This is a genomic window from Pseudomonas sp. CP-1 (assembly GCF_021213715.1).
Classification (GTDB): domain Bacteria; phylum Pseudomonadota; class Gammaproteobacteria; order Pseudomonadales; family Pseudomonadaceae; genus Pseudomonas; species Pseudomonas aeruginosa.
On record NZ_JAJQKY010000001.1, the window covers coordinates 300790 to 317324 of the forward strand.

General features: G+C 63.1%; 23 protein-coding genes. 10 read left to right on the forward strand and 13 right to left on the reverse strand.

All coding sequences use genetic code 11. The annotated features are described in order from the left end of the window. The first annotated feature begins 24 nt into the window (after positions 1–24). On the forward strand, positions 25–564 hold the full coding sequence (locus LT948_RS01400; protein ID WP_004364066.1) for a DUF2058 domain-containing protein: 540 nt from the start codon (positions 25–27) through the stop codon (positions 562–564). A gap of 187 nt (positions 565–751) precedes the next feature. Further along, positions 752–2080, forward strand: coding sequence for a Wzz/FepE/Etk N-terminal domain-containing protein (locus tag LT948_RS01405; protein ID WP_009315337.1), 1329 nt, complete (start codon positions 752–754; stop codon positions 2078–2080). A gap of 40 nt (positions 2081–2120) precedes the next feature. On the opposite strand, the gene LT948_RS01410 is transcribed toward LT948_RS01405, so the two are convergent. From LT948_RS01410 to LT948_RS01425, 4 genes are all read right to left on the reverse strand, one after another. Further along, positions 2121–2312, reverse strand: a complete 192-nt coding sequence (locus LT948_RS01410; RefSeq protein ID WP_003454532.1) for a hypothetical protein — start codon at positions 2310–2312, stop codon at positions 2121–2123. Positions 2313–2405: 93 nt separating this feature from the next. Further along, positions 2406–2732 carry a Rho-binding antiterminator gene (locus tag LT948_RS01415; protein ID WP_003086055.1) on the reverse strand — a complete coding sequence of 109 codons (327 nt, stop codon included), beginning with the start codon at positions 2730–2732 and terminating at the stop codon, positions 2406–2408. A 5-nt stretch (positions 2733–2737) separates the two neighbouring features. Then, positions 2738–2992, reverse strand: coding sequence for a DUF2024 family protein (locus LT948_RS01420; RefSeq protein WP_003086057.1), 255 nt, complete (start codon positions 2990–2992; stop codon positions 2738–2740). Positions 2993–3003: 11 nt separating this feature from the next. Further along, positions 3004–3237: a glutaredoxin family protein gene (locus LT948_RS01425; protein WP_003086058.1), complete on the reverse strand. Its 234-nt coding sequence runs from the start codon at positions 3235–3237 to the stop codon at positions 3004–3006. Positions 3238–3352: 115 nt separating this feature from the next. On the opposite strand from LT948_RS01425, the gene LT948_RS01430 reads away from it, so the two are divergent. After that, entirely contained in the window at positions 3353–3913 is a 561-nt protein-coding gene (locus LT948_RS01430) for a MarR family winged helix-turn-helix transcriptional regulator (protein WP_003086060.1), read from the forward strand. 53 nt (positions 3914–3966) lie between these two features. Here LT948_RS01430 and LT948_RS01435 read toward each other — a convergent pair whose 3' ends face one another. Genes LT948_RS01435 through purM form a run of 3 tightly spaced genes read right to left on the reverse strand, consistent with a single transcriptional unit; the run spans position 3967 to position 6405 of the window. Continuing rightward, complete coding sequence (locus tag LT948_RS01435; RefSeq protein WP_003086061.1) at positions 3967–4683, reverse strand: DUF3108 domain-containing protein; 717 nt, start codon at positions 4681–4683, stop codon at positions 3967–3969. Next, positions 4676–5344 (reverse strand): phosphoribosylglycinamide formyltransferase, encoded by a 669-nt coding sequence (gene purN, locus LT948_RS01440; protein WP_003086063.1) that lies wholly within the window; start codon positions 5342–5344, stop codon positions 4676–4678. The genes LT948_RS01435 and purN overlap by 8 nt, the downstream gene beginning before the upstream one ends. Beyond that, positions 5344–6405: a phosphoribosylformylglycinamidine cyclo-ligase gene (gene purM / locus LT948_RS01445; protein ID WP_003109942.1), complete on the reverse strand. Its 1062-nt coding sequence runs from the start codon at positions 6403–6405 to the stop codon at positions 5344–5346. Before purM ends, purN begins: the two co-directional genes overlap by 1 nt. A gap of 213 nt (positions 6406–6618) precedes the next feature. On the opposite strand from purM, the gene LT948_RS01450 reads away from it, so the two are divergent. Together LT948_RS01450 and hda are read left to right on the forward strand one after the other, a co-directional pair. Beyond that, on the forward strand, positions 6619–7656 hold the full coding sequence (locus tag LT948_RS01450) for a DUF2066 domain-containing protein (RefSeq protein WP_033995148.1): 1038 nt from the start codon (positions 6619–6621) through the stop codon (positions 7654–7656). Between the two features lie 201 nt (positions 7657–7857). Next, positions 7858–8562: a DnaA regulatory inactivator Hda gene (gene hda, locus LT948_RS01455; protein WP_003102398.1), complete on the forward strand. Its 705-nt coding sequence runs from the start codon at positions 7858–7860 to the stop codon at positions 8560–8562. 198 nt (positions 8563–8760) lie between these two features. Here the strand turns inward: hda and LT948_RS01460 are convergent, their stop codons facing one another. Genes LT948_RS01460 through arsC form a run of 3 tightly spaced genes read right to left on the reverse strand, consistent with a single transcriptional unit; the run spans position 8761 to position 10128 of the window. Beyond that, the gene (locus LT948_RS01460) at positions 8761–9180 is read right to left on the reverse strand and encodes a DUF2069 domain-containing protein (protein WP_023092144.1); all 420 of its coding nucleotides are present in this window, start codon (positions 9178–9180) and stop codon (positions 8761–8763) included. Position 9181: 1 nt separating this feature from the next. Continuing rightward, complete coding sequence (wrbA, locus tag LT948_RS01465; protein WP_003102394.1) at positions 9182–9778, reverse strand: NAD(P)H:quinone oxidoreductase; 597 nt, start codon at positions 9776–9778, stop codon at positions 9182–9184. Next, positions 9775–10128: an arsenate reductase (glutaredoxin) gene (arsC, locus tag LT948_RS01470; protein WP_003109944.1), complete on the reverse strand. Its 354-nt coding sequence runs from the start codon at positions 10126–10128 to the stop codon at positions 9775–9777. The genes wrbA and arsC overlap by 4 nt, the downstream gene beginning before the upstream one ends. Positions 10129–10252: 124 nt before the next feature. Between arsC and LT948_RS01475 the strand changes: the two genes are divergently transcribed. Together LT948_RS01475 and LT948_RS01480 are read left to right on the forward strand one after the other, a co-directional pair. After that, a complete protein-coding gene (locus LT948_RS01475) occupies positions 10253–11488 on the forward strand; it encodes a YihY family inner membrane protein (protein WP_009315340.1) in 1236 nt (411 codons plus the stop codon). A gap of 158 nt (positions 11489–11646) precedes the next feature. Beyond that, complete coding sequence (locus LT948_RS01480; RefSeq protein ID WP_003112577.1) at positions 11647–11832, forward strand: hypothetical protein; 186 nt, start codon at positions 11647–11649, stop codon at positions 11830–11832. 10 nt (positions 11833–11842) lie between these two features. Here LT948_RS01480 and LT948_RS01485 read toward each other — a convergent pair whose 3' ends face one another. Continuing rightward, a complete protein-coding gene (locus LT948_RS01485) occupies positions 11843–12226 on the reverse strand; it encodes a hypothetical protein (RefSeq protein ID WP_003102388.1) in 384 nt (127 codons plus the stop codon). Positions 12227–12570: 344 nt separating this feature from the next. On the opposite strand from LT948_RS01485, the gene LT948_RS01490 reads away from it, so the two are divergent. Both LT948_RS01490 and LT948_RS01495 read left to right on the forward strand, forming a co-directional pair. Beyond that, positions 12571–13035, forward strand: a complete 465-nt coding sequence (locus LT948_RS01490) for a TlpA disulfide reductase family protein (protein WP_009315341.1) — start codon at positions 12571–12573, stop codon at positions 13033–13035. Then, positions 13035–13310, forward strand: a complete 276-nt coding sequence (locus LT948_RS01495; protein WP_003102385.1) for an acylphosphatase — start codon at positions 13035–13037, stop codon at positions 13308–13310. The genes LT948_RS01490 and LT948_RS01495 overlap by 1 nt, the downstream gene beginning before the upstream one ends. A 16-nt stretch (positions 13311–13326) precedes the next feature. Here the strand turns inward: LT948_RS01495 and LT948_RS01500 are convergent, their stop codons facing one another. Both LT948_RS01500 and LT948_RS01505 read right to left on the reverse strand, forming a co-directional pair. Continuing rightward, positions 13327–14283, reverse strand: a complete 957-nt coding sequence (locus LT948_RS01500; protein WP_009315342.1) for a hypothetical protein — start codon at positions 14281–14283, stop codon at positions 13327–13329. An 8-nt stretch (positions 14284–14291) separates the two neighbouring features. Beyond that, positions 14292–16007: a proline--tRNA ligase gene (locus LT948_RS01505; RefSeq protein ID WP_218816318.1), complete on the reverse strand. Its 1716-nt coding sequence runs from the start codon at positions 16005–16007 to the stop codon at positions 14292–14294. 107 nt (positions 16008–16114) lie between these two features. On the opposite strand from LT948_RS01505, the gene LT948_RS01510 reads away from it, so the two are divergent. Beyond that, complete coding sequence (locus tag LT948_RS01510) at positions 16115–16522, forward strand: PaaI family thioesterase (protein ID WP_003086091.1); 408 nt, start codon at positions 16115–16117, stop codon at positions 16520–16522. The last annotated feature ends 13 nt before the right edge of the window (positions 16523–16535 follow it).

Sequence of the window (16535 nt, forward strand, 5' to 3'; positions counted from 1 at the left end):
GCCACGCGAGCGAGTCGTTGACGAATGAGCATGTCATTGCGTGACCAGTTGCTGAAAGCCGGGCTGGTCAATGAGAAACAGGCCAAGCAGGCCACCAAGCAGAAACAGAAACAGCAGCGCCTGGAGCACAAGAACCAGGTCGACAAGGACGACTCCCAGCGCCAGGCGGCGGAGCAGGCCAAGGCGGAAAAGCTGGCGCGCGACCAGGAATTGAACCGCCAGCAGCAGGAAAAAGCCGAGAAGAAGGCCAAGGCCGCGCAGATCAAGCAACTTATCGAAGGGACGCGCCTGCCCAAGCTGGAAAGCGACGACTACTACAATTTCGTCGACGCCAAGAAGGTCAAGCGGATCGCGGTCAACGACCTGATCCGCGACAAGCTGAGCCGAGGCAGCCTGGCTATCGTCAGCTATGACGGACGCTACGAGATCGTGCCCCGGGATGCGGCGGTGAAGATCCAGGAGCGCGATCCGCGGCGGGTGGTGCTGCTCAACATACAGAGCCAGGAGCCGGACGAAGACGATCCCTACAAGGACTATGTGGTGCCCGACGATCTCATGTGGTGAGGTCCGCATCCGGAGTGTCGCTTGACCGGTACGGATGCCGGTCAACTACCAATTCTGGAATGCGAAGCAGTTCTAAAATAACTACCGATGATTTCGTTTCGATAGCATAATGCTTTTCCTCAGAAATCTCCTACGGCTGCCTTTGCGTGCATCTGTGGGCTAGCCGCCTATCGAAAAGGACGTTGGTATGCCTTCCTCACAGCTTCCGGGGGCTTCGCCCTCGGAGATCGATATCGTTCAGCTGTTCCAGCAATTGTGGGCGTCGAAGTGGCTGATAGCGCTGATCGCGGCCTTGGCGACCGCCGCTGCGCTCGCCTATGCGCTGTTGGCCGTTCCGACCTACCAGGTGGATGTCCTGTTGCGGCCGATCCAGACCAAGGCCCTGGAGGCTGTCAATGTCAAGGGGCTGTATGCCCTGACTCCGCGGGAAGCGCTGGATCGCGTCGGCAACGAGCTGGCAGCCTACTCCGGCAGGCTGGAGTATTTCGAAGCCCATCCAGAGCTATTCCAGCAATTGAACGCCGAGGGCCTGTCCCCCGAGCAGGCTTTCTGGAAGTTCAACCAGGATGCCTTCAGCATGCAGCAGACGGACTTGAAGAAGGACCCCCAGGCGGCGCCTTTCTTCCGCTTGTCCATGCAGTATCCCCAGGGCATGGATGGTGCCGCCATTCTCAACGGCATGCTCGCGTCGACCATCGAGAACGAGCGCCAGCGAATCCTGGACGACCTCCAGGCACGTATCGACGGTCGCCTGCAATTCCTCGAGCAGGATATCGAAGGCAAGCGTGCCAGTTACCAGGCTAGCAAGGAAGGCAAGATCGCCCGGTTGCTGGAAGCGGACAGCATCCGGCGGGCTGGCTTGGAGGATGAGCTCAGGGCGTTGCGCGGGCGGCTGAAGATGGTGCGCGACTCGCGTATCCAGCAGCTCAACGAGGCTATCCAGATCGCCACGCGGCTGGGGATCGTCAAGCCGACGACCCCGGGCGCACTGGGAGAGGTTGGGCAGGATGGCTCGCGCAGCGTTTTCCGCACCGAGGTGAATAACCAGCAGATTCCCCTGTATTTCATGGGTGTCGATGCCTTGACCGCCGAGCGCGATACCTTGCTCAAACGCAAGGGCGATGACTTCACCGAGCCCCGCGTGGCGAAGATCCAGCAGGAGCTGAAGCAGCTGGAGAACAACCGTGAAGTGCAATACCTGCAGGCTCGAAAGGGCGAGGAGCGTTTCTTCGAAAACATCGACAAGCTGCGTGGAGAGCAGGCGCGTCTACAGACCTTGAGGGCAAGTGACCTTAAGATCGAACTGGTACGGGTCGACCAGAAAGCTGCAACGCCTCTGAGGCCGATCAAGCCACGCAAGGCCCTGGTGGTGGCCTTGGGCCTCCTGGGTGGGCTGGCGCTCGGCGTGCTGGTGGCTCTGGTTCGGGCAATGTTGCGTGCCCCTCGGCAACGGGTACAGGAAGATAGCCTGCCGCCGGGAGTCGTCAGCCTCGACCGGAGCCTTTCCGGGACCTGAGACCAAAGGTGCGCCCCCGAAGTACGCGGGGGCGCATGGTTCAGGCCGATTTACCTATCTGCCGCAGTTCTTCTTCTTTCTCCAGTTTGATCCGATAGGCGTGGGCGTCATCCTCGTTATGGAAGACGCCAACCAGCAGTCCCTGCTGATGCACGTCCCAGCAGCGGCGGCCAAGCGCACGCAGCTCGCGGGATTTGTGGTCATCGTCACGCTCGGTCACTGTCACACTCATCTTTTCTGCTCCAGGGTTGATCTGCATCAAGGCAAATCCAGCCTATTTCAATAGCAGGCTAATCAAATAGTCCTGGAATTGAGAAAAACCTTTTCAGTTTCCAAGGTGTGAAGGTGGCATGCCGGATGCTCTGGAACAGGCCTCTTCCCTCAGGCGTATGCGGCCGAACAAGGCCGCTTCCGTGAGGGCGGTAATCGCCAACAGGCGATCCAGGCGCAGCAGCAGAGTCGCTCCTTCGACGGCCACCTCAAGGTATTCCTCCTTGCCGCCGCCTGGCCGAACGGCCCGGGTATGCGTCGTGCGCGCCTCGGCTTCGAAGCGAACACCATCCTCGAGTTCGAGGAGCAACCGGTAGCGGTAGAGGCAGGCGATCTCCAGGTAGTCATGGAGATCGCAGGCGATCGGGTGGTAGCTGTCCATTGGCCTCAACAGCCTTCCAGGGGAAGGATGTAATGGCCATGGAGCCGAATGGCTTCGGCAACCTCTGCTGTCGCAATCTCGCTATGGCAGTAGCTGCAATGCCCCTGGCTGATATCGGCCTCGTCTATGCCTCTTCCGGCGAGCCAGCGTCGAGCGAACTCGCCGGCGCGAGCCCCCAGCTCCTCCGTGACCAGGACATCGAAGTGCAGGTAGCGGCCGTCGCGGGTTCGCACATGGGTGTCGAAGATCTTCACCTCCATGGCCGTTCTCCTTATTTCAGATCGCTGAGCGCCGCACCGAAGTTAAGGTGCAGTACCTGTCCATCGACAACCAGGGCAGGAACCGACTTGACCCCGGCCTTTTCCGCCTCGGCGATGCGTGCCGATTGTTCGGCGAGATGGACCACTTCGATGTCCACCTGCTTGCGATCGAGCAATGGCAGCAAGGAACGTTCGGCTTCGACACAGATTGCGCAGCCGGCGTGGTAGTAGATGGCTTTGGTCATGCTGATTCTCCTGTAGGAATTTAGTATCGATACGATACTTTTTCAGCCTAAACAAGAGGTGACCTCTTTGTCAAACATGTTTTTAGTCGATACTATATTGGCAAGGAGGTATCCCATGTCCGCCATCGCCCTTTACGATTACCTGGAAAGGCTGACCAGCCTGATGCGTGCCTGGTCCCGCGAGCAGCCGCTGGTGGCTGAGCTGCAGCCGGTGCAGTTGAGCGCCTTGCATTACCTGGCGCGTTGTAATCGCTATTCGGATACTCCGCTGGGCGTGACCGAATACCTCGGCTTGACCAAGGGCACAGTGTCGCAATCGCTCAAGGTGCTGGAAGGGCGGGGGCTGATCAGCAAGCTGCCGGATGCGCGGGATCGGCGCAGCGTTCATCTGCGGCTGACCGATGCGGGGCGCGCGCTGATCGAGGCGGTGATTCCGCCGCAGTTCCTCGAGCAGGCCGTCACGGCACTGGGCGAGAAGGGCGAACACTTGCAAGGCTTGTTGCGTGATCTTCTGGTCGTCATCCAGCGTCAGGAGGATGTGCCTGGTTTCGGCCTTTGTCGGTCCTGCCGGTTCCATCAACGGCGTGCGGGTTCGCCCTTCTGCGGTCTAACCGGGGAGCCGTTGAGCGCTGTCGATGCCGAGCTGATCTGCCGCGAGCACCAGGCCTGCGGCTGACCCGCGGGCAATAAAAAACCGGGCAATGGCCCGGCTTTTCGTGGGAGAGGGGGTCAGCTCTTTTCGCCAGTGACGGTCTTGCCGTCGATGGTGCCTTCCTTGAGCATGATCTGGTATTCCTTGCCGTCGGTTTCCATCTGGTACAGGCGGACCAGCAGGTAGTCCCAGTCCTTGGCGAACCAGAGGATGGTCTTGCGGTTGCTCTTGCCCGGATCACGCACGCGCTCGACCTTGATCGCGTTGATCAGGCCGGCCTGGGTGCGTACCTTTTCCTCGCCGAGAACCCGGAAGTCGTAGGTATCGACATCCTCGCCCTCGATGATCTGGTAGCTCATGCTCTTCTTGCCGTCGGCAACGTCATGCTGCAGGACCAGTTGATAGGTGGACTTGTCCAGTTGACCGCGATTCAGGGGTTGCCGCACCGCATCGCCGCGGTCGCTGCCGAGCACCTGCTTCTGCGACCAGTCGAAGTCCAGTTCGATCTGCTTGCCTTTGCCCAGACCTTGGCGGGCGAAGCGGTAGGTCTGTGGCAGGAAGGTGTCGTTCTCGACCTTGAAGGTGCTGACTTCGTTGAGACTGGCCAGCAGCATGGAGGCCTCGAAGTCCAGTTGCCAGCGGCCGTCGCCGAGAGCCTTCAGGCTGCGGGAGGCATTGCCGCTGATGGGCATCTGTTTCCAGTCGGCGGTATAGCTGGCGGTAAACGGCTTCAGCTCGAAGGCATAGGCCGGCAGGGTCAGCAGCGTCAGCAGGAACAGCATGGCTTTACGCATTGCGAATCTCCTTGGTGCGAATCTGATGGCCGGTGGCAGGCAGGGCCTGGCCATCCAGCAGGGCGCCCTGTTCGCCCAGGCGCAAGCGGCCCTCGGCGAACCAGCGCATGGCCAGCGGGTAGATCCGGTGTTCTTCCTCGTGAACCCGTCTGGCCAGGCGTTCCGGCGTATCTTGCGACTCTACCGGGATTACTGCCTGTACGACCAGTGGCCCCCCATCGAGTTCCTCCGTCACGAAGTGCACGCTGCAACCGTGCTCGCGGTCGCCGGCTTCGAGGGCGCGTTGATGGGTATGCAGCCCTTTGTGGCGCGGCAGCAACGAGGGATGGATATTCAGCAGTCGCCCCTGGTAATGGCGAACGAAATCGGCGCTGAGGATGCGCATGAACCCGGCAAGGATCACCAGGTGCGGTTCATGGGCATCGATCCGTTGTGCCAGGGCCTGGTCGAAGCTTTCGCGATCGGCATAGGCCTTGTGATCGAGCACCTCGGTCTGGATGCCGGCCTGGCGCGCGCGTTCCAGGCCATAGGCGTCCGCGCGGTTGGAGATCACCGCGCGGATCCGGGCCGGCGTGGCGCCCTCCCGGAGGCTGTCGATCAGCGCCTGCAGGTTGCTGCCGGAGCCGGAAATCAGCACCACGACATTGCAGAGTTTCGGCATCAGTGGTTTTTCAGATTGTTCAGGACCACGCGCTCGGCGTCCGCGCCGCAGGTTTCGATGCGACCGATCTGCCAGGGTTGCTCGCCGGCGGCACGCAGGACTTCCAGGGCTTTCTCGGCGTCGCTCTGGGCCACGCAGATGACCATGCCGACGCCGCAGTTGAGTACGCGATGCATCTCGGTCTCGTCGACGTTGCCCTGTTCCTGCAGCCAGTCGAATACCGCCGGACGGTTCCAGCTGGCGACATCGATCACGGCCTGGGCGTTGTCCGGCAGGACGCGCGGGATGTTGTCCAGCAGGCCGCCGCCGGTAATGTGAGCCATGGCCTTGACCGCGCCGGTCTGCTTGATCAGTTGCAGCAGCGGCTTGACGTAGATGCGGGTCGGCGCCATCAGCAGGTCGGCCAGCGGCTTGCCGTCGAGTTGGACCTGCTCGATGTCGGCGCCGGAAACCTCGATGATCTTGCGGATCAGGGAGTAGCCGTTGGAGTGCGGGCCGGAGGAGGGCAGGGCGATAAGCGCGTCGCCGGCCTGGACCCTGGAGCCGTCGATGATCTCGGCCTTTTCCACGACGCCGACGCAGAAGCCGGCCAGGTCATAGTCTTCGCCTTCGTACATGCCGGGCATTTCGGCGGTCTCGCCGCCGACCAGGGAACAGCCCGCCAGTTCGCAACCGGCACCGATGCCGGTGACTACGGTGGCGGCGACGTCGACGTTGAGCTTGCCGGTGGCGTAGTAGTCGAGAAAGAACAGCGGCTCGGCGCCGCAGACCACCAGGTCGTTGACGCACATCGCCACCAGGTCCTGGCCGATGCTGTCGTGCTTGTTCAGGTTGAGCGCCAGGCGCAGCTTGGTGCCCACCCCGTCGGTGCCGGATACCAGCACCGGCTGCTTGTAGCCGGCCGGGATTTCGCAGAGGGCGCCGAAGCCGCCGAGGCCGCCCATCACTTCCGGGCGTGCGGTGCGCTTGGCCACGCCTTTGATGCGTTCCACCAGGGCTTCGCCGGCGTCGATGTCCACACCAGCGTCCTTGTAGCTCAACGAGGGTTGCTTGCTGCTCATAAATCCAGGCCTATAGGGGTAATTCGGAGATCGGCCGGCCGCCCAGGCGTGCAACGCTGTTTGCCGGTTTTGAAGGCGCGCGATTTTATCAGGCTTGCCACGCAGCGGCCATCTCGGTTGCCGCTGGACGGACTGCTGTTTAAGGTATAGGTCCACTTGCGCGGCCTTCACAGCTCGTCGCCGCCGTTCCCATCCGTTCGTCGAGAGCCCTCCATGCGCATAGCCCGACTCTTCGTTCTCTGTTTTTCCCTGCTAGGCTTGCCCGTCTTCGCGGCAACGGTCCCCAATCTCTACCAGGTCCGCGAGCCGGTTTCGTCGCAGCAGCCCGGGGAGCGCGATGCCGGACTGGTGCGAGCCCTGCAGACCCTGCTGGTGCGTCTGACCGGCAATCCGCAGGCGCCGCAGAACCCGGCATTGGCGGGGTACCTGAAGGATCCGCAGCAACTGATCAGCCAGTACGCCTTCGAAAATGGTCCGCCGCTGGCGCTGGTGGTCGATTTCGATCCGACCGCCACCGGTAATGCGCTGCGGGCCGCCGGCCTGCCGAGCTGGGGCGCCAACCGCCCGGCGGTGCTGGCCTGGTGGCTGAACGAAAGCGCCGATGGCAGCACCCTGGTCGGTGACAACCAGGCCTCGGCCGAACCGCTCAAGCGTGCGGCGCAGAACCGCGGCTTGCCGTTGCGCCTGCCTCTGGCGGATCTCGACGAACAGATCGTCGGTACCCCGGAGAACCTCACCGCCGCCCAACCCGATGCCCTGCGCGCAGCCTCCGAGCGTTATGCCGCCGATGCCTTGCTGGCAGTGGACGCCAAGGAGGCGGACGGCAAATGGCAGGCGCAATGGCGGCTGTGGATGGGCGATTCGCGAGAGCAAGGCCAGGCTGAAGGCGCTACGCCCGACGCGTTGGCAGACAGCGTGATGCTGGCCGTCGGCAACCGCCTGTCCACTCGTTTCGTTGCCACGCCGGGAGCGGCGACCGGCCTGACCCTCCAGGTCCAGGGCGCGACACTGGCACGCTATGCCGAGTTGCAACGCCTGCTCGATCCGTTCGGCGCGCGTCTGGTAGGCGTGCGGGGCGATCGCCTCGACTATTCCGTGAAGGCCAGTCCCGAGCAATTGCGTGCCCAGCTGGGCCTGGCGCAGTTGCAGGAAATCCCGGCCGACAGCGTACCGGTGGATGCCTCCGGCCAGCCCGCAGCGCCCAGCGCGGCGGTGCCGTCGTCGACCCAACTGAATTTCCGCTGGCAGTGAGTCGGCGCGCCGATCCGCTCCTATGCAACGGAGCGGGCCGGCGCGCGACCGGCCGATGCTCTGGGCAAGGAGCCTCGGCTATCGGCAAACCTTTGATTTTGCTTGCCTAGTTGCTCATTGTGCGGCCTTGCCGAGGCGTATAAACTTTGCAGCCTTTACGGTGACTCCTGCGGCGTTTTCGGATTGTCCGCCCAGCCTGGCATGAAACCTATTCAGCTTCCCCTCAGTGTGCGTCTGCGCGACGACGCCACCTTCGCCAACTACTATCCCGGTGCCAATGCCGCGGCACTGGGATATGTCGAGCGTTTGTGCGAAGCCGAGGCTGGCTGGGCGGAAAGCCTCATCTACCTCTGGGGACACGACGGCGTCGGCCGCAGCCACCTGTTGCAGGCGGCCTGCTTGCGTTTCGAGCAGTTCGAAGAGCGAACCATCTACCTGCCGATGGCCGATCTGGTGCAGTACGGCCCGGAAATCTTCGACGATCTCGAGCAGTGCGAGCTGGTCTGCATCGACGACCTGGATGTGCTGGTTGGCAAGCGAGAGTGGGAAGAGGGGCTGTTCCACCTGTTCAATCGACTGCGCGATACCGGTCGGCGCCTGCTGCTGGCGGCATCGAAGTCGCCCCGGGAGCTGCAGGTCAAGCTGCCGGACCTGAAGTCCCGCCTCACCATGGCGCTGATCTTCCAGTTGCACGGTCTTTCCGACGAGGACAAGCTTCGTGCCCTGCAACTGCGGGCATCCCGTCGTGGCTTGCATCTGACCGATGAAGTCGGTCGTTTCATCCTCAACCGCGGTTCGCGCAGCATGAACTCTCTGTTCGATCTGCTGGAGCAACTGGATCGCGCTTCGCTCCAGGCTCAGCGCAAGCTGACCATTCCTTTCCTCAAGGAAACCCTCGGCTGGTAGGCGTCGACAGTCCGTCGACGAACTCCCGCATGGCCGTGCCGCAGTCCTTGGGTTTCGCTTGCGGCAGGAAGTGACCGCCTTCTATCCGTCTCTCCATCCATGCGCCGGCAATACCGGAGCGCTGGCTGTCCGCAGGCTTACCGGCGGTCGGCACTGGAAAGCGGCGCAGGCAGGGCAGGAGGGGCTCCTGCCTTACCATCAGCGTTCCCCGGCGACCCTTCGGTCGTACTGGAATCGCCAGCGCGTATAGAGCAGCGCGGCGCAGAACAAGGTCACGCTGAATAGCACTTCGGCCCAGCCGAACAGGCGCTGCGTGGGATCGAAGGCGGCGAGTACGCCGAGGATGAAATACAGGTTGACCACGTAGCAGGCCCAGGCATGCCCGCGCGCGCTGCCCATGAGCAGTCCGGGGGCCACCACCAGCAGCGGCAGCAGCTTGAAGGCGAGGACCAGCCAGGGCACCCAGCTCGCCGCACCATGGGCGTCCGCGTAGATCAGGTCGCGAATGAGGATGAGCAGGACCAGGCCGACGAAGCTTCCCAGGCTGATGGCGCGGCTGAGCGCCAGGCGCGGCTGCAGCCACGCTACTTCGGGCAGCGGTTTGTTCTTGCGGGCCATTTCAACTCCCCAGCTTGCCGGCGGTTTCCGCCAGGCGTTTGCCCAGCGCGCGACACAGGGTCAGTTCGTGCTCATCGAGGCTGCGCTTGCCATCGGCGCCGGCGAAGTGGCTGGCGCCGTAAGGCGTGCCGCCGCCGCGGGTTTCCAGCAGGGCGGGTTCGCTGTAGGGAATGCCCAGGACCAGCATGCCGTGGTGCAGCAACGGCAACAGCATCGATAACTGAGTGGTCTCCTGGCCGCCGTGCAGGCTGGCGGTGGAGGTGAAGACCGCTGCCGGCTTGCCGACCAGGCCGCCGGTCAGCCACAGGCTGCTGGTACCGTCGAGGAAGTATTTCAGCGGGGAAGCCATGTTGCCGAAGCGGGTCGGGCTGCCGAGGGCCAGGCCTGCGCAGTTCTTCAGGTCCTCCAGGGTTGCGTACAGCGCCCCCTCCGCGGGGATGTCCGGGGCGACCGCTTCGCATTCGGTGGATACCGCGGGAACCGTGCGTACGCGCGCCTCGAAGCCGCCTTGTTCGACACCACGGGCGATCTGCCGGGCCATTTCCGCGGTAGCGCCATGGCGACTGTAGTACAGCACCAGGATGTAGGGACTGCTCAAGCGAGGATCTCCAGGACTCTTTCCGGAGGCCGGCCAACCACCGCCTTGTCACCCGCGACCAGCACCGGACGCTCGATCAGCTTCGGATGTTTGGCCATTGCCTCGATGATGGCCTCTTCGCCAAGACTGGGCTCATCCAGGCCGAGGGCCTTGTATTCGTCCTCCCCGGTCCGCAGCAACTGGCGGGCGGGAATGCCGAGCTTGGCCAGGATCGCTTTCAGCTCGGCGGCGCTCGGCGGGGTCTCCAGATAGCGCACCACTTGCGGTTGCAGGCCGCGGGCTTCGAGCAGTTCGAGCGCTGCGCGGGATTTCGAGCAGCGCGGATTGTGCAACAGGATCAGTTCGCTCATGTCAGGGGTCGCATGGCCGGTGAAGTGACGGCTATTCTAACCGCCTCGTCGACCAGGACTGAACCCGTCGGCGCGAAGTACCGCCCCGAGAGGCGAAGAACCGGCGCGACTTCAAGGAGAGGGCATGCGCGAACATTTCAACGATGGGGTCGAGTTCGCTCGCTTCCTCGCTCATCGCTTCGTCACCGACAAGGCTCCCAACAGCGCGGCGGCGCTGACCTACACCACGTTGTTCGCGGTAGTGCCGATGATGACGGTGATGTTTTCCATGCTTTCGCTGATTCCGGCATTCCATGGCATGGGCGAGTCGATCCAGACTTTCATCTTTCGCAATTTCGTGCCTTCCGCTGGAGAAGCGGTGGAAACCTACCTGAAGAGTTTCACCACCCAGGCCCGGCACCTGACCTGGGTCGGGGTGGTCTTTCTGGCAGTCACCGCCTTCACCATGCTGGTGACCATCGAGAAAGCCTTCAACGAGATCTGGCGGGTTCGCCAGCCACGCCGGGGTGTCGGGCGGTTCCTCCTCTACTGGGCGATCCTCAGCCTGGGCCCATTGTTGCTGGGGGCCGGCTTCGCCGTGTCCACCTACATCACTTCGCTGTCGCTGCTCCATGGCCCGGACGCGTTGCCGGGCGCGGAGACGCTGCTAGGGCTGATGCCGCTGGCGTTCAGCGTGGCGGCCTTCACCCTGCTCTATTCGGCGGTCCCGAACGCCCGGGTCCCGGTGCGCCATGCCCTGATGGGCGGCGTGTTCACCGCGGTACTGTTCGAAGCCGCGAAAACCCTGTTCGGGCTGTACGTAAGCCTGTTTCCCGGCTACCAGTTGATCTACGGTGCCTTCGCCACCGTGCCTATCTTCCTGCTGTGGATCTATCTTTCCTGGATGATCGTTCTGTTCGGCGCGGTGCTGGTCTGCAATCTCTCTTCTTCCCGTCTCTGGCGGCGGCGCTCGCTGCCCAAGCTGATCGTTCTGCTCGGCGTGCTGAGGGTGTTCCACCAGCGCCAGCAGCTTGGACAGTCGCTACGCCTGACCCACTTGCATCGTGCGGGTTGGCTGTTGCCCGAGGATGAGTGGGAGGAACTGCTGGACTTTCTCGAGAAGGAGCAGTTCGTCTGCCGCGCCGGCGGAGGTGAGTGGGTGCTGTGCCGGGATCTTGGCGCCTACAGTCTGCATCGCTTGCTGAATCGCTGCCCCTGGCCCATGCCTAGCCGAGAGCGCATGCCTGCGAATCTGGACGAGGCGTGGTATCCGCCGTTCCAGCAGGCGATGGAACGCTTGCAGGTGGAGCAGGAGGCGCTGTTCGGAGAAAGCCTGGCCCACTGGCTGGCGGACGGAACCTCGGGAGCGAAGGTGACGTAAAGTGTCAGTTTGCGGCGAACGATGTGCATGAGGCGCTGCATTCTGCCGGAGGAATCCCAGCAAGCGCAGGGAAAGCGCTGTTGGCACGCTTCTGGCAAACCCTCGTGTGACAGTCGTTTCACTCCGTAGTTCCGCCGAGGTTCCCGTTCATGCTCCCAATGTCGAACAAGGTCGTCCATTTGCATCACAAGGATGAGCAGGCAGCGCTTGAGCGTTTGAACCGGATTACCGGGCTGCAGTTCAGCAGTTGGCCGGAGTCGCTGGTGCCGGCGCGTAGCGTCAGCGAACCGTCGCCTGAGAAAGCGCGGGACGAACCCCTGCTCGATCAGGTGCGCCAGGGCTGAGCGATCCGGCTCAAGCTTCGGACAGCTGCTGGGTCCTGTTTTCCTGCTCCACCGCTTGTACGAAGAACTCCTCCACGACCAGTCGGGAAAAGGCCGTCGCCGACTTCAGGCGTACCTGCATGTTCTCCACTTTCTGCCGTACGGGTAGGCGGGCAATGCCGGAAAGCAGGATGCGTTGCTGGCGGTCGATTCGTCCGTGATCCACCGCCACTTCGCGCTGGCGCCCGCCATCCAGATAGCTGACCACCAGTGACACCAGCAGGTCGCAGGCATCCGGAAGATGTAGCCAGGCGGCAATGTTGTAGTCCGCGACCAGGCCCTCGTGGGCTGTCAGGGTCGGGCGTGCGGCATCCACCAGGTGTGCGGGGACGCTTCCGATCAGATGGTCTTTCATAAGCAGCAGTGTGTCCGTTTAAAAGGGCTTCGGACTCGTCGCTCTCGACTTCTCCCCAAGTCGATCCTGCCGATGCCTGGGCATACGGCCGGTTGAGTCGTCGCGTCGTGTGTGGCACGCGGATTATAGGGGTGGTCCTTTGCGTCAAACTGTGCGGTTCGACGGCGATCGTCGTGACTCTTCTCGCACTTTGTGCCTTGTAGGAAGTATCGGGGCTTCTTCTTCCCATATTCGTCTCCACTCGGTTTTGCAGAGGTGGATGGCTTCCAGTAAGGTCTCGCCATAGTGCCGCGCCGGGTTGCCCTGGTCCGGCCGATGTTTTCCTGACTCGAGAGGTTCCTGACATGGGGAGTTGGCTACGCCCGCTGGGCGCTGCTGCGGTGTTGTTTCTCGCGGGCTGTTCGGCGGATTACGGAGTCGACCAGGACGGGCGTCCTGTCGCTGCGGAGCAGTTGGACGGGCATTGGCTGGTGGTCAATTACTGGGCTGACTGGTGCGCGCCCTGCCGGACCGAGATTCCGGAGATGAATCGCCTTGCGCAGGTGCTGGAAGGGCAGGGCGGGCGCGTCATTGGCGTGAATTTCGATGGCTTGCGCGATGCCGAGTTGAAGAAGTCGGCCGATGGCATGGGGATTCGCTTCACCGTGCTGGCCGATGATCCGGCGCATCGCTTCAAGCTCCCTCGCAGCGAAGCGTTGCCTGTCACCTATATCGTCGATGCTCGGGGGGAAATGCGTCAGCGTCTGCTGGGTGAGCAGACGGCCGATGGCATATTGAAACAGCTCGAGGCTTTGCGGGAGGGACGCTGATGGCGAGGATCTGCTTGCATGCCTATGTCGGCGGCCGGGTACAGGGCGTCGGTTTCCGCCAGGCGACCCGGGAAGAGGCTGATCGCCTCGAACTCGACGGTTGGGTGCGCAACCTGGATGACGGGCGTGTCGAAGTCGTCTGGGAGGGCGAGGAGGACCGGGCGAAAGCCCTGGAGCGATGGCTGGGGCGGGGCCCGCGGCACGCGGAGGTCTCTGCGGTCGAGGTCGAGCAAATGCCGCTGCAGGGGATCGCTGGCTTCGTCGTCCGTCGCTGACGAGGCGAGTTCGCCGTCAGGGCGTCTCGCCAGGGTCCGCGGCCAGGCGTCCGGCATCCCGGAGCAGGGCATGCATGAACTGCTGCTGCAGTTCGGGGTCGTTGCGCGTGAGCTCGATCAGGCTCTGTTCCAGTTCGCTGGCTTCTTCTTCCAGGCCCAGCTCCGCGAGGCGTTTCACCCGATGGACCCAGTGGTGGACGTCATCGCCTTCCAGGTCGTCATAGATCAGGGCGTGAGCTTCCAGGAGCTTGCCGCGCAGGCTGCGGCTGACGCGGAGGCTGGCATCGGCGCGGGTACCATCCTGCGGGTCGCTCACCGAAAGATGTATCTGCGAGATGCGGCTGATGTCCTGTTCGGCGAAGGGGCTGTCAAGCAGGTTGAGGCGCAGCACGCCATGACGGTCGGTAAGCAGTTCGTTGAGTTCCTTGCCGGAACTGACCATGACCGGACGCTCCGCCCAGGGCAGGCTGGAGTACTCCAGGCGCTTGTCGCGCTGTTTCTCGTCGATGCTCGCGAGATTCTGTTCGGCGCGACCGTTGGATTCCACGTTCATGAACGGATTCACCCCGGCCAGCCCATAGTTGATCCAGCCGTGGGTGATGTTGTCCGGTACGCTGCCGAAGGTCACCACGTTGACGATGTTCGCTCCGACGCCGGCCACCAGCGCCACCGCGCCCAACGGGATCTCGTAGATCTCCCGCCAGGCCTGGTACGGCGTATAGCGGTCGTAACGGCGCGTCACCTCGAACTCGGTGACCTCGAAGGACTTCTGGTCGTTGATCCGGACCCGGCGCTGCGGTAGTTCGAGCACATCGGGCTGGCCGACATCGACTTGCAGGGTATGTTCGAGCAGCTTCCGCTCGACGCGCTCCTCATGCTCGCTACGCTGCGGCAACTGGTTGGCGCAGCCGCTCAGCAGAAGGCCGCCGCACAGGGCGGCGGCGAATAGGCGCAGGGGGCTTCCGGTGGGCATCGTTACGCTCAGCGGCTGAGTTTTTCGGTGATGAACGACATCAGTTCGCCGATCGGCAGGTTCTGCGACTCGCTGTCACGGCGGCCCTTGTATTCCAGGACGCCTTCGTTGAGGCCGCGGTCGCTGATCACGATGCGGTGGGGAATGCCGATCAGCTCCATGTCGGCGAACTTCACCCCGGGGCTGGTCTTCTTGTCGCGATCGTCCAGCAGCACTTCGAAACCGGCTGCGGTCAGCTCGGCATAGAGCTTGTCGGTCGCCTGCTTGACGCTCTCGGTTTCGTACTTCAGCGGTACCAGGGCGATCTGGAACGGCGCCAGTGCGCTTGGCCAGAGAATGCCACGCTCGTCATGGTTCTGTTCGATGGCGGCGGCGACCACGCGGGATACGCCGATGCCGTAGCAGCCCATGATCAGGTTGACCGGCTTGCCCTGTTCGCTCAGGACGTTCAGCTTCATCGCTTCGCTGTACTTGGTGCCAAGCTGGAAGATATGACCGACCTCGATGCCGCGCTTGATCACCAGGGTGCCCTTGCCGTCCGGGCTGGGGTCGCCTTCGACGACATTGCGCAGGTCGGCGACCTCGGGCAGCGGCAGGTCGCGCTCCCAGTTCACGCCGAAGTAGTGCTTGTCCTCGATGTTGGCGCCAACGGCGAAATCGCTCATCAGGGCGACGGAGCGGTCGACGATGCAGGCGATCGGCAGGTTGACCGGGCCCAGCGAGCCGGGGCCGGCGCCGATGGCGGCACGGATCTCGGCCTCCGAAGCGAATACCAGCGGGCTGGCGACCAGCGGCTGGTTGGCGGCCTTGATTTCGTTGAGCTCGTGATCGCCGCGGACGATCAGGGCGACCAGGGTGCCTTCTTCGGCGCCATGCACCACCAGGGTCTTGATGGTTTTCTCGATCGGTAGCTGGAAGCCGTCCACCAGGGCCGCGATGGTCTTGGTGTTGGGCGTGTCGACCAGGCGCATGTCCTCGGTGGCGCTGCCGCGGGCGCTCTCGCGCGGCACGGCTTCGGCCTTCTCGATGTTCGCGGCGTAGTCGGAGCTGTCGCTGAAGACGATATCGTCCTCGCCGGAGTTGGCCAGCACGTGGAACTCATGGGAGTCGCTGCCGCCGATGGAGCCGTTGTCGGCTTGCACGGGACGGAAATCCAGGCCGAGGCGGGAGAAGATCTTGCTGTACGCCTGGTACATCCCGTCGTAGGTCTGCTGCAGCGAGTGCTGGCTCAGGTGGAAGGAATAGGCATCCTTCATGATGAATTCGCGTCCGCGCATCAGGCCGAAGCGCGGGCGGATCTCATCGCGGAATTTGGTCTGGATCTGATAGAAGTTGATCGGCAGTTGCTTGTAGCTGTTCAGCTCGTTGCGCGCGAGGTCGGTGATCACTTCTTCGTGGGTCGGGCCTACGCAGAATTCGCGCTCGTGGCGGTCCTTCAGGCGCAGCAGCTCAGGGCCGTATTGCTCCCAGCGCCCCGACTCCTGCCACAGCTCGGCCGGCTGCACCGCCGGCATCAGCACTTCCAGGGCGCCGGCAGCGTTCATTTCCTCGCGGACGATGGTCTCGACCTTGCGCAGTACCCGCAGGCCCATTGGCAGCCAGGTATAGAGACCCGAGGCCAGGCGACGGATCATGCCGGCGCGAAGCAGCAGTTGATGGCTGATTACCACCGCGTCGGCGGGGGTTTCTTTGAGCGTGGAAAGCAGATACTGACTGGTACGCATCTTTGGCCGTTATGTCGGTTGTATCGGGAGGAATGGCTGGGCATTGTACGGTGCCGGTCTGGCTGCGTACAGGGCGCCGGCCATCGATGATGAGGAGTCAGCAGGCAATGAACGCGGCGCAGGTACAGGCGTTGATCCGCATGGGGCTGCCCATGGCCGAGGACATCGATTTTCGTGTCGAGCGTCTCGACGAACGACATGCGCTGGCGCGCATACCTTTTCACGGCAAGCTGGTGCGTCCCGGTGGAACGTTGTCCGGCCCGACCATCATGGCGCTGGCCGACGCGGCGATGTACGCGGTCATTCTCGGGCGTCTCGGGGCGGTCGAGATGGCCGTGACCTCGAACCTGAACATCAACTTCCTCAGCAAGCCCAGGCCCGAGGACCTGTTGGCCGAGGCGAGCATCCTCAAGCTGGGGCGGCGCCAGGTCGTCTGCGAGGTCGGAGTGTTTTCGCAGAGTAATGAGGAAGACCTGGTGGCCCATGTGACCGGTACCTACGCCCTTCCTTTATAGGCGCGTTGCCGCC

Bases quoted from the DNA above. Each gene is read 5' to 3' on its own strand.
- LT948_RS01400 (WP_004364066.1), top strand. From the start codon at position 25: ATGAGCATGTCATTGCGTGACCAGTTGCTGAAAGCCGGGCTGGTCAAT.
- LT948_RS01405 (WP_009315337.1), top strand. From the start codon at position 752: ATGCCTTCCTCACAGCTTCCGGGGGCTTCGCCCTCGGAGATCGATATC.
- LT948_RS01410 (WP_003454532.1), bottom strand. From the start codon at position 2,312: ATGAGTGTGACAGTGACCGAGCGTGACGATGACCACAAATCCCGCGAG.
- LT948_RS01415 (WP_003086055.1), bottom strand. From the start codon at position 2,732: ATGGACAGCTACCACCCGATCGCCTGCGATCTCCATGACTACCTGGAG.
- LT948_RS01420 (WP_003086057.1), bottom strand. From the start codon at position 2,992: ATGGAGGTGAAGATCTTCGACACCCATGTGCGAACCCGCGACGGCCGC.
- LT948_RS01425 (WP_003086058.1), bottom strand. From the start codon at position 3,237: ATGACCAAAGCCATCTACTACCACGCCGGCTGCGCAATCTGTGTCGAA.
- LT948_RS01430 (WP_003086060.1), top strand. From the start codon at position 3,353: ATGTCCGCCATCGCCCTTTACGATTACCTGGAAAGGCTGACCAGCCTG.
- LT948_RS01435 (WP_003086061.1), bottom strand. From the start codon at position 4,683: ATGCGTAAAGCCATGCTGTTCCTGCTGACGCTGCTGACCCTGCCGGCC.
- purN (WP_003086063.1), bottom strand. From the start codon at position 5,344: ATGCCGAAACTCTGCAATGTCGTGGTGCTGATTTCCGGCTCCGGCAGC.
- purM (WP_003109942.1), bottom strand. From the start codon at position 6,405: ATGAGCAGCAAGCAACCCTCGTTGAGCTACAAGGACGCTGGTGTGGAC.
- LT948_RS01450 (WP_033995148.1), top strand. From the start codon at position 6,619: ATGCGCATAGCCCGACTCTTCGTTCTCTGTTTTTCCCTGCTAGGCTTG.
- hda (WP_003102398.1), top strand. From the start codon at position 7,858: ATGAAACCTATTCAGCTTCCCCTCAGTGTGCGTCTGCGCGACGACGCC.
- LT948_RS01460 (WP_023092144.1), bottom strand. From the start codon at position 9,180: ATGGCCCGCAAGAACAAACCGCTGCCCGAAGTAGCGTGGCTGCAGCCG.
- arsC (WP_003109944.1), bottom strand. From the start codon at position 10,128: ATGAGCGAACTGATCCTGTTGCACAATCCGCGCTGCTCGAAATCCCGC.
- LT948_RS01475 (WP_009315340.1), top strand. From the start codon at position 10,253: ATGCGCGAACATTTCAACGATGGGGTCGAGTTCGCTCGCTTCCTCGCT.
- LT948_RS01480 (WP_003112577.1), top strand. From the start codon at position 11,647: ATGTCGAACAAGGTCGTCCATTTGCATCACAAGGATGAGCAGGCAGCG.
- LT948_RS01485 (WP_003102388.1), bottom strand. From the start codon at position 12,226: ATGAAAGACCATCTGATCGGAAGCGTCCCCGCACACCTGGTGGATGCC.
- LT948_RS01490 (WP_009315341.1), top strand. From the start codon at position 12,571: ATGGGGAGTTGGCTACGCCCGCTGGGCGCTGCTGCGGTGTTGTTTCTC.
- LT948_RS01495 (WP_003102385.1), top strand. From the start codon at position 13,035: ATGGCGAGGATCTGCTTGCATGCCTATGTCGGCGGCCGGGTACAGGGC.
- LT948_RS01500 (WP_009315342.1), bottom strand. From the start codon at position 14,283: ATGCCCACCGGAAGCCCCCTGCGCCTATTCGCCGCCGCCCTGTGCGGC.
- LT948_RS01505 (WP_218816318.1), bottom strand. From the start codon at position 16,007: ATGCGTACCAGTCAGTATCTGCTTTCCACGCTCAAAGAAACCCCCGCC.
- LT948_RS01510 (WP_003086091.1), top strand. From the start codon at position 16,115: ATGAACGCGGCGCAGGTACAGGCGTTGATCCGCATGGGGCTGCCCATG.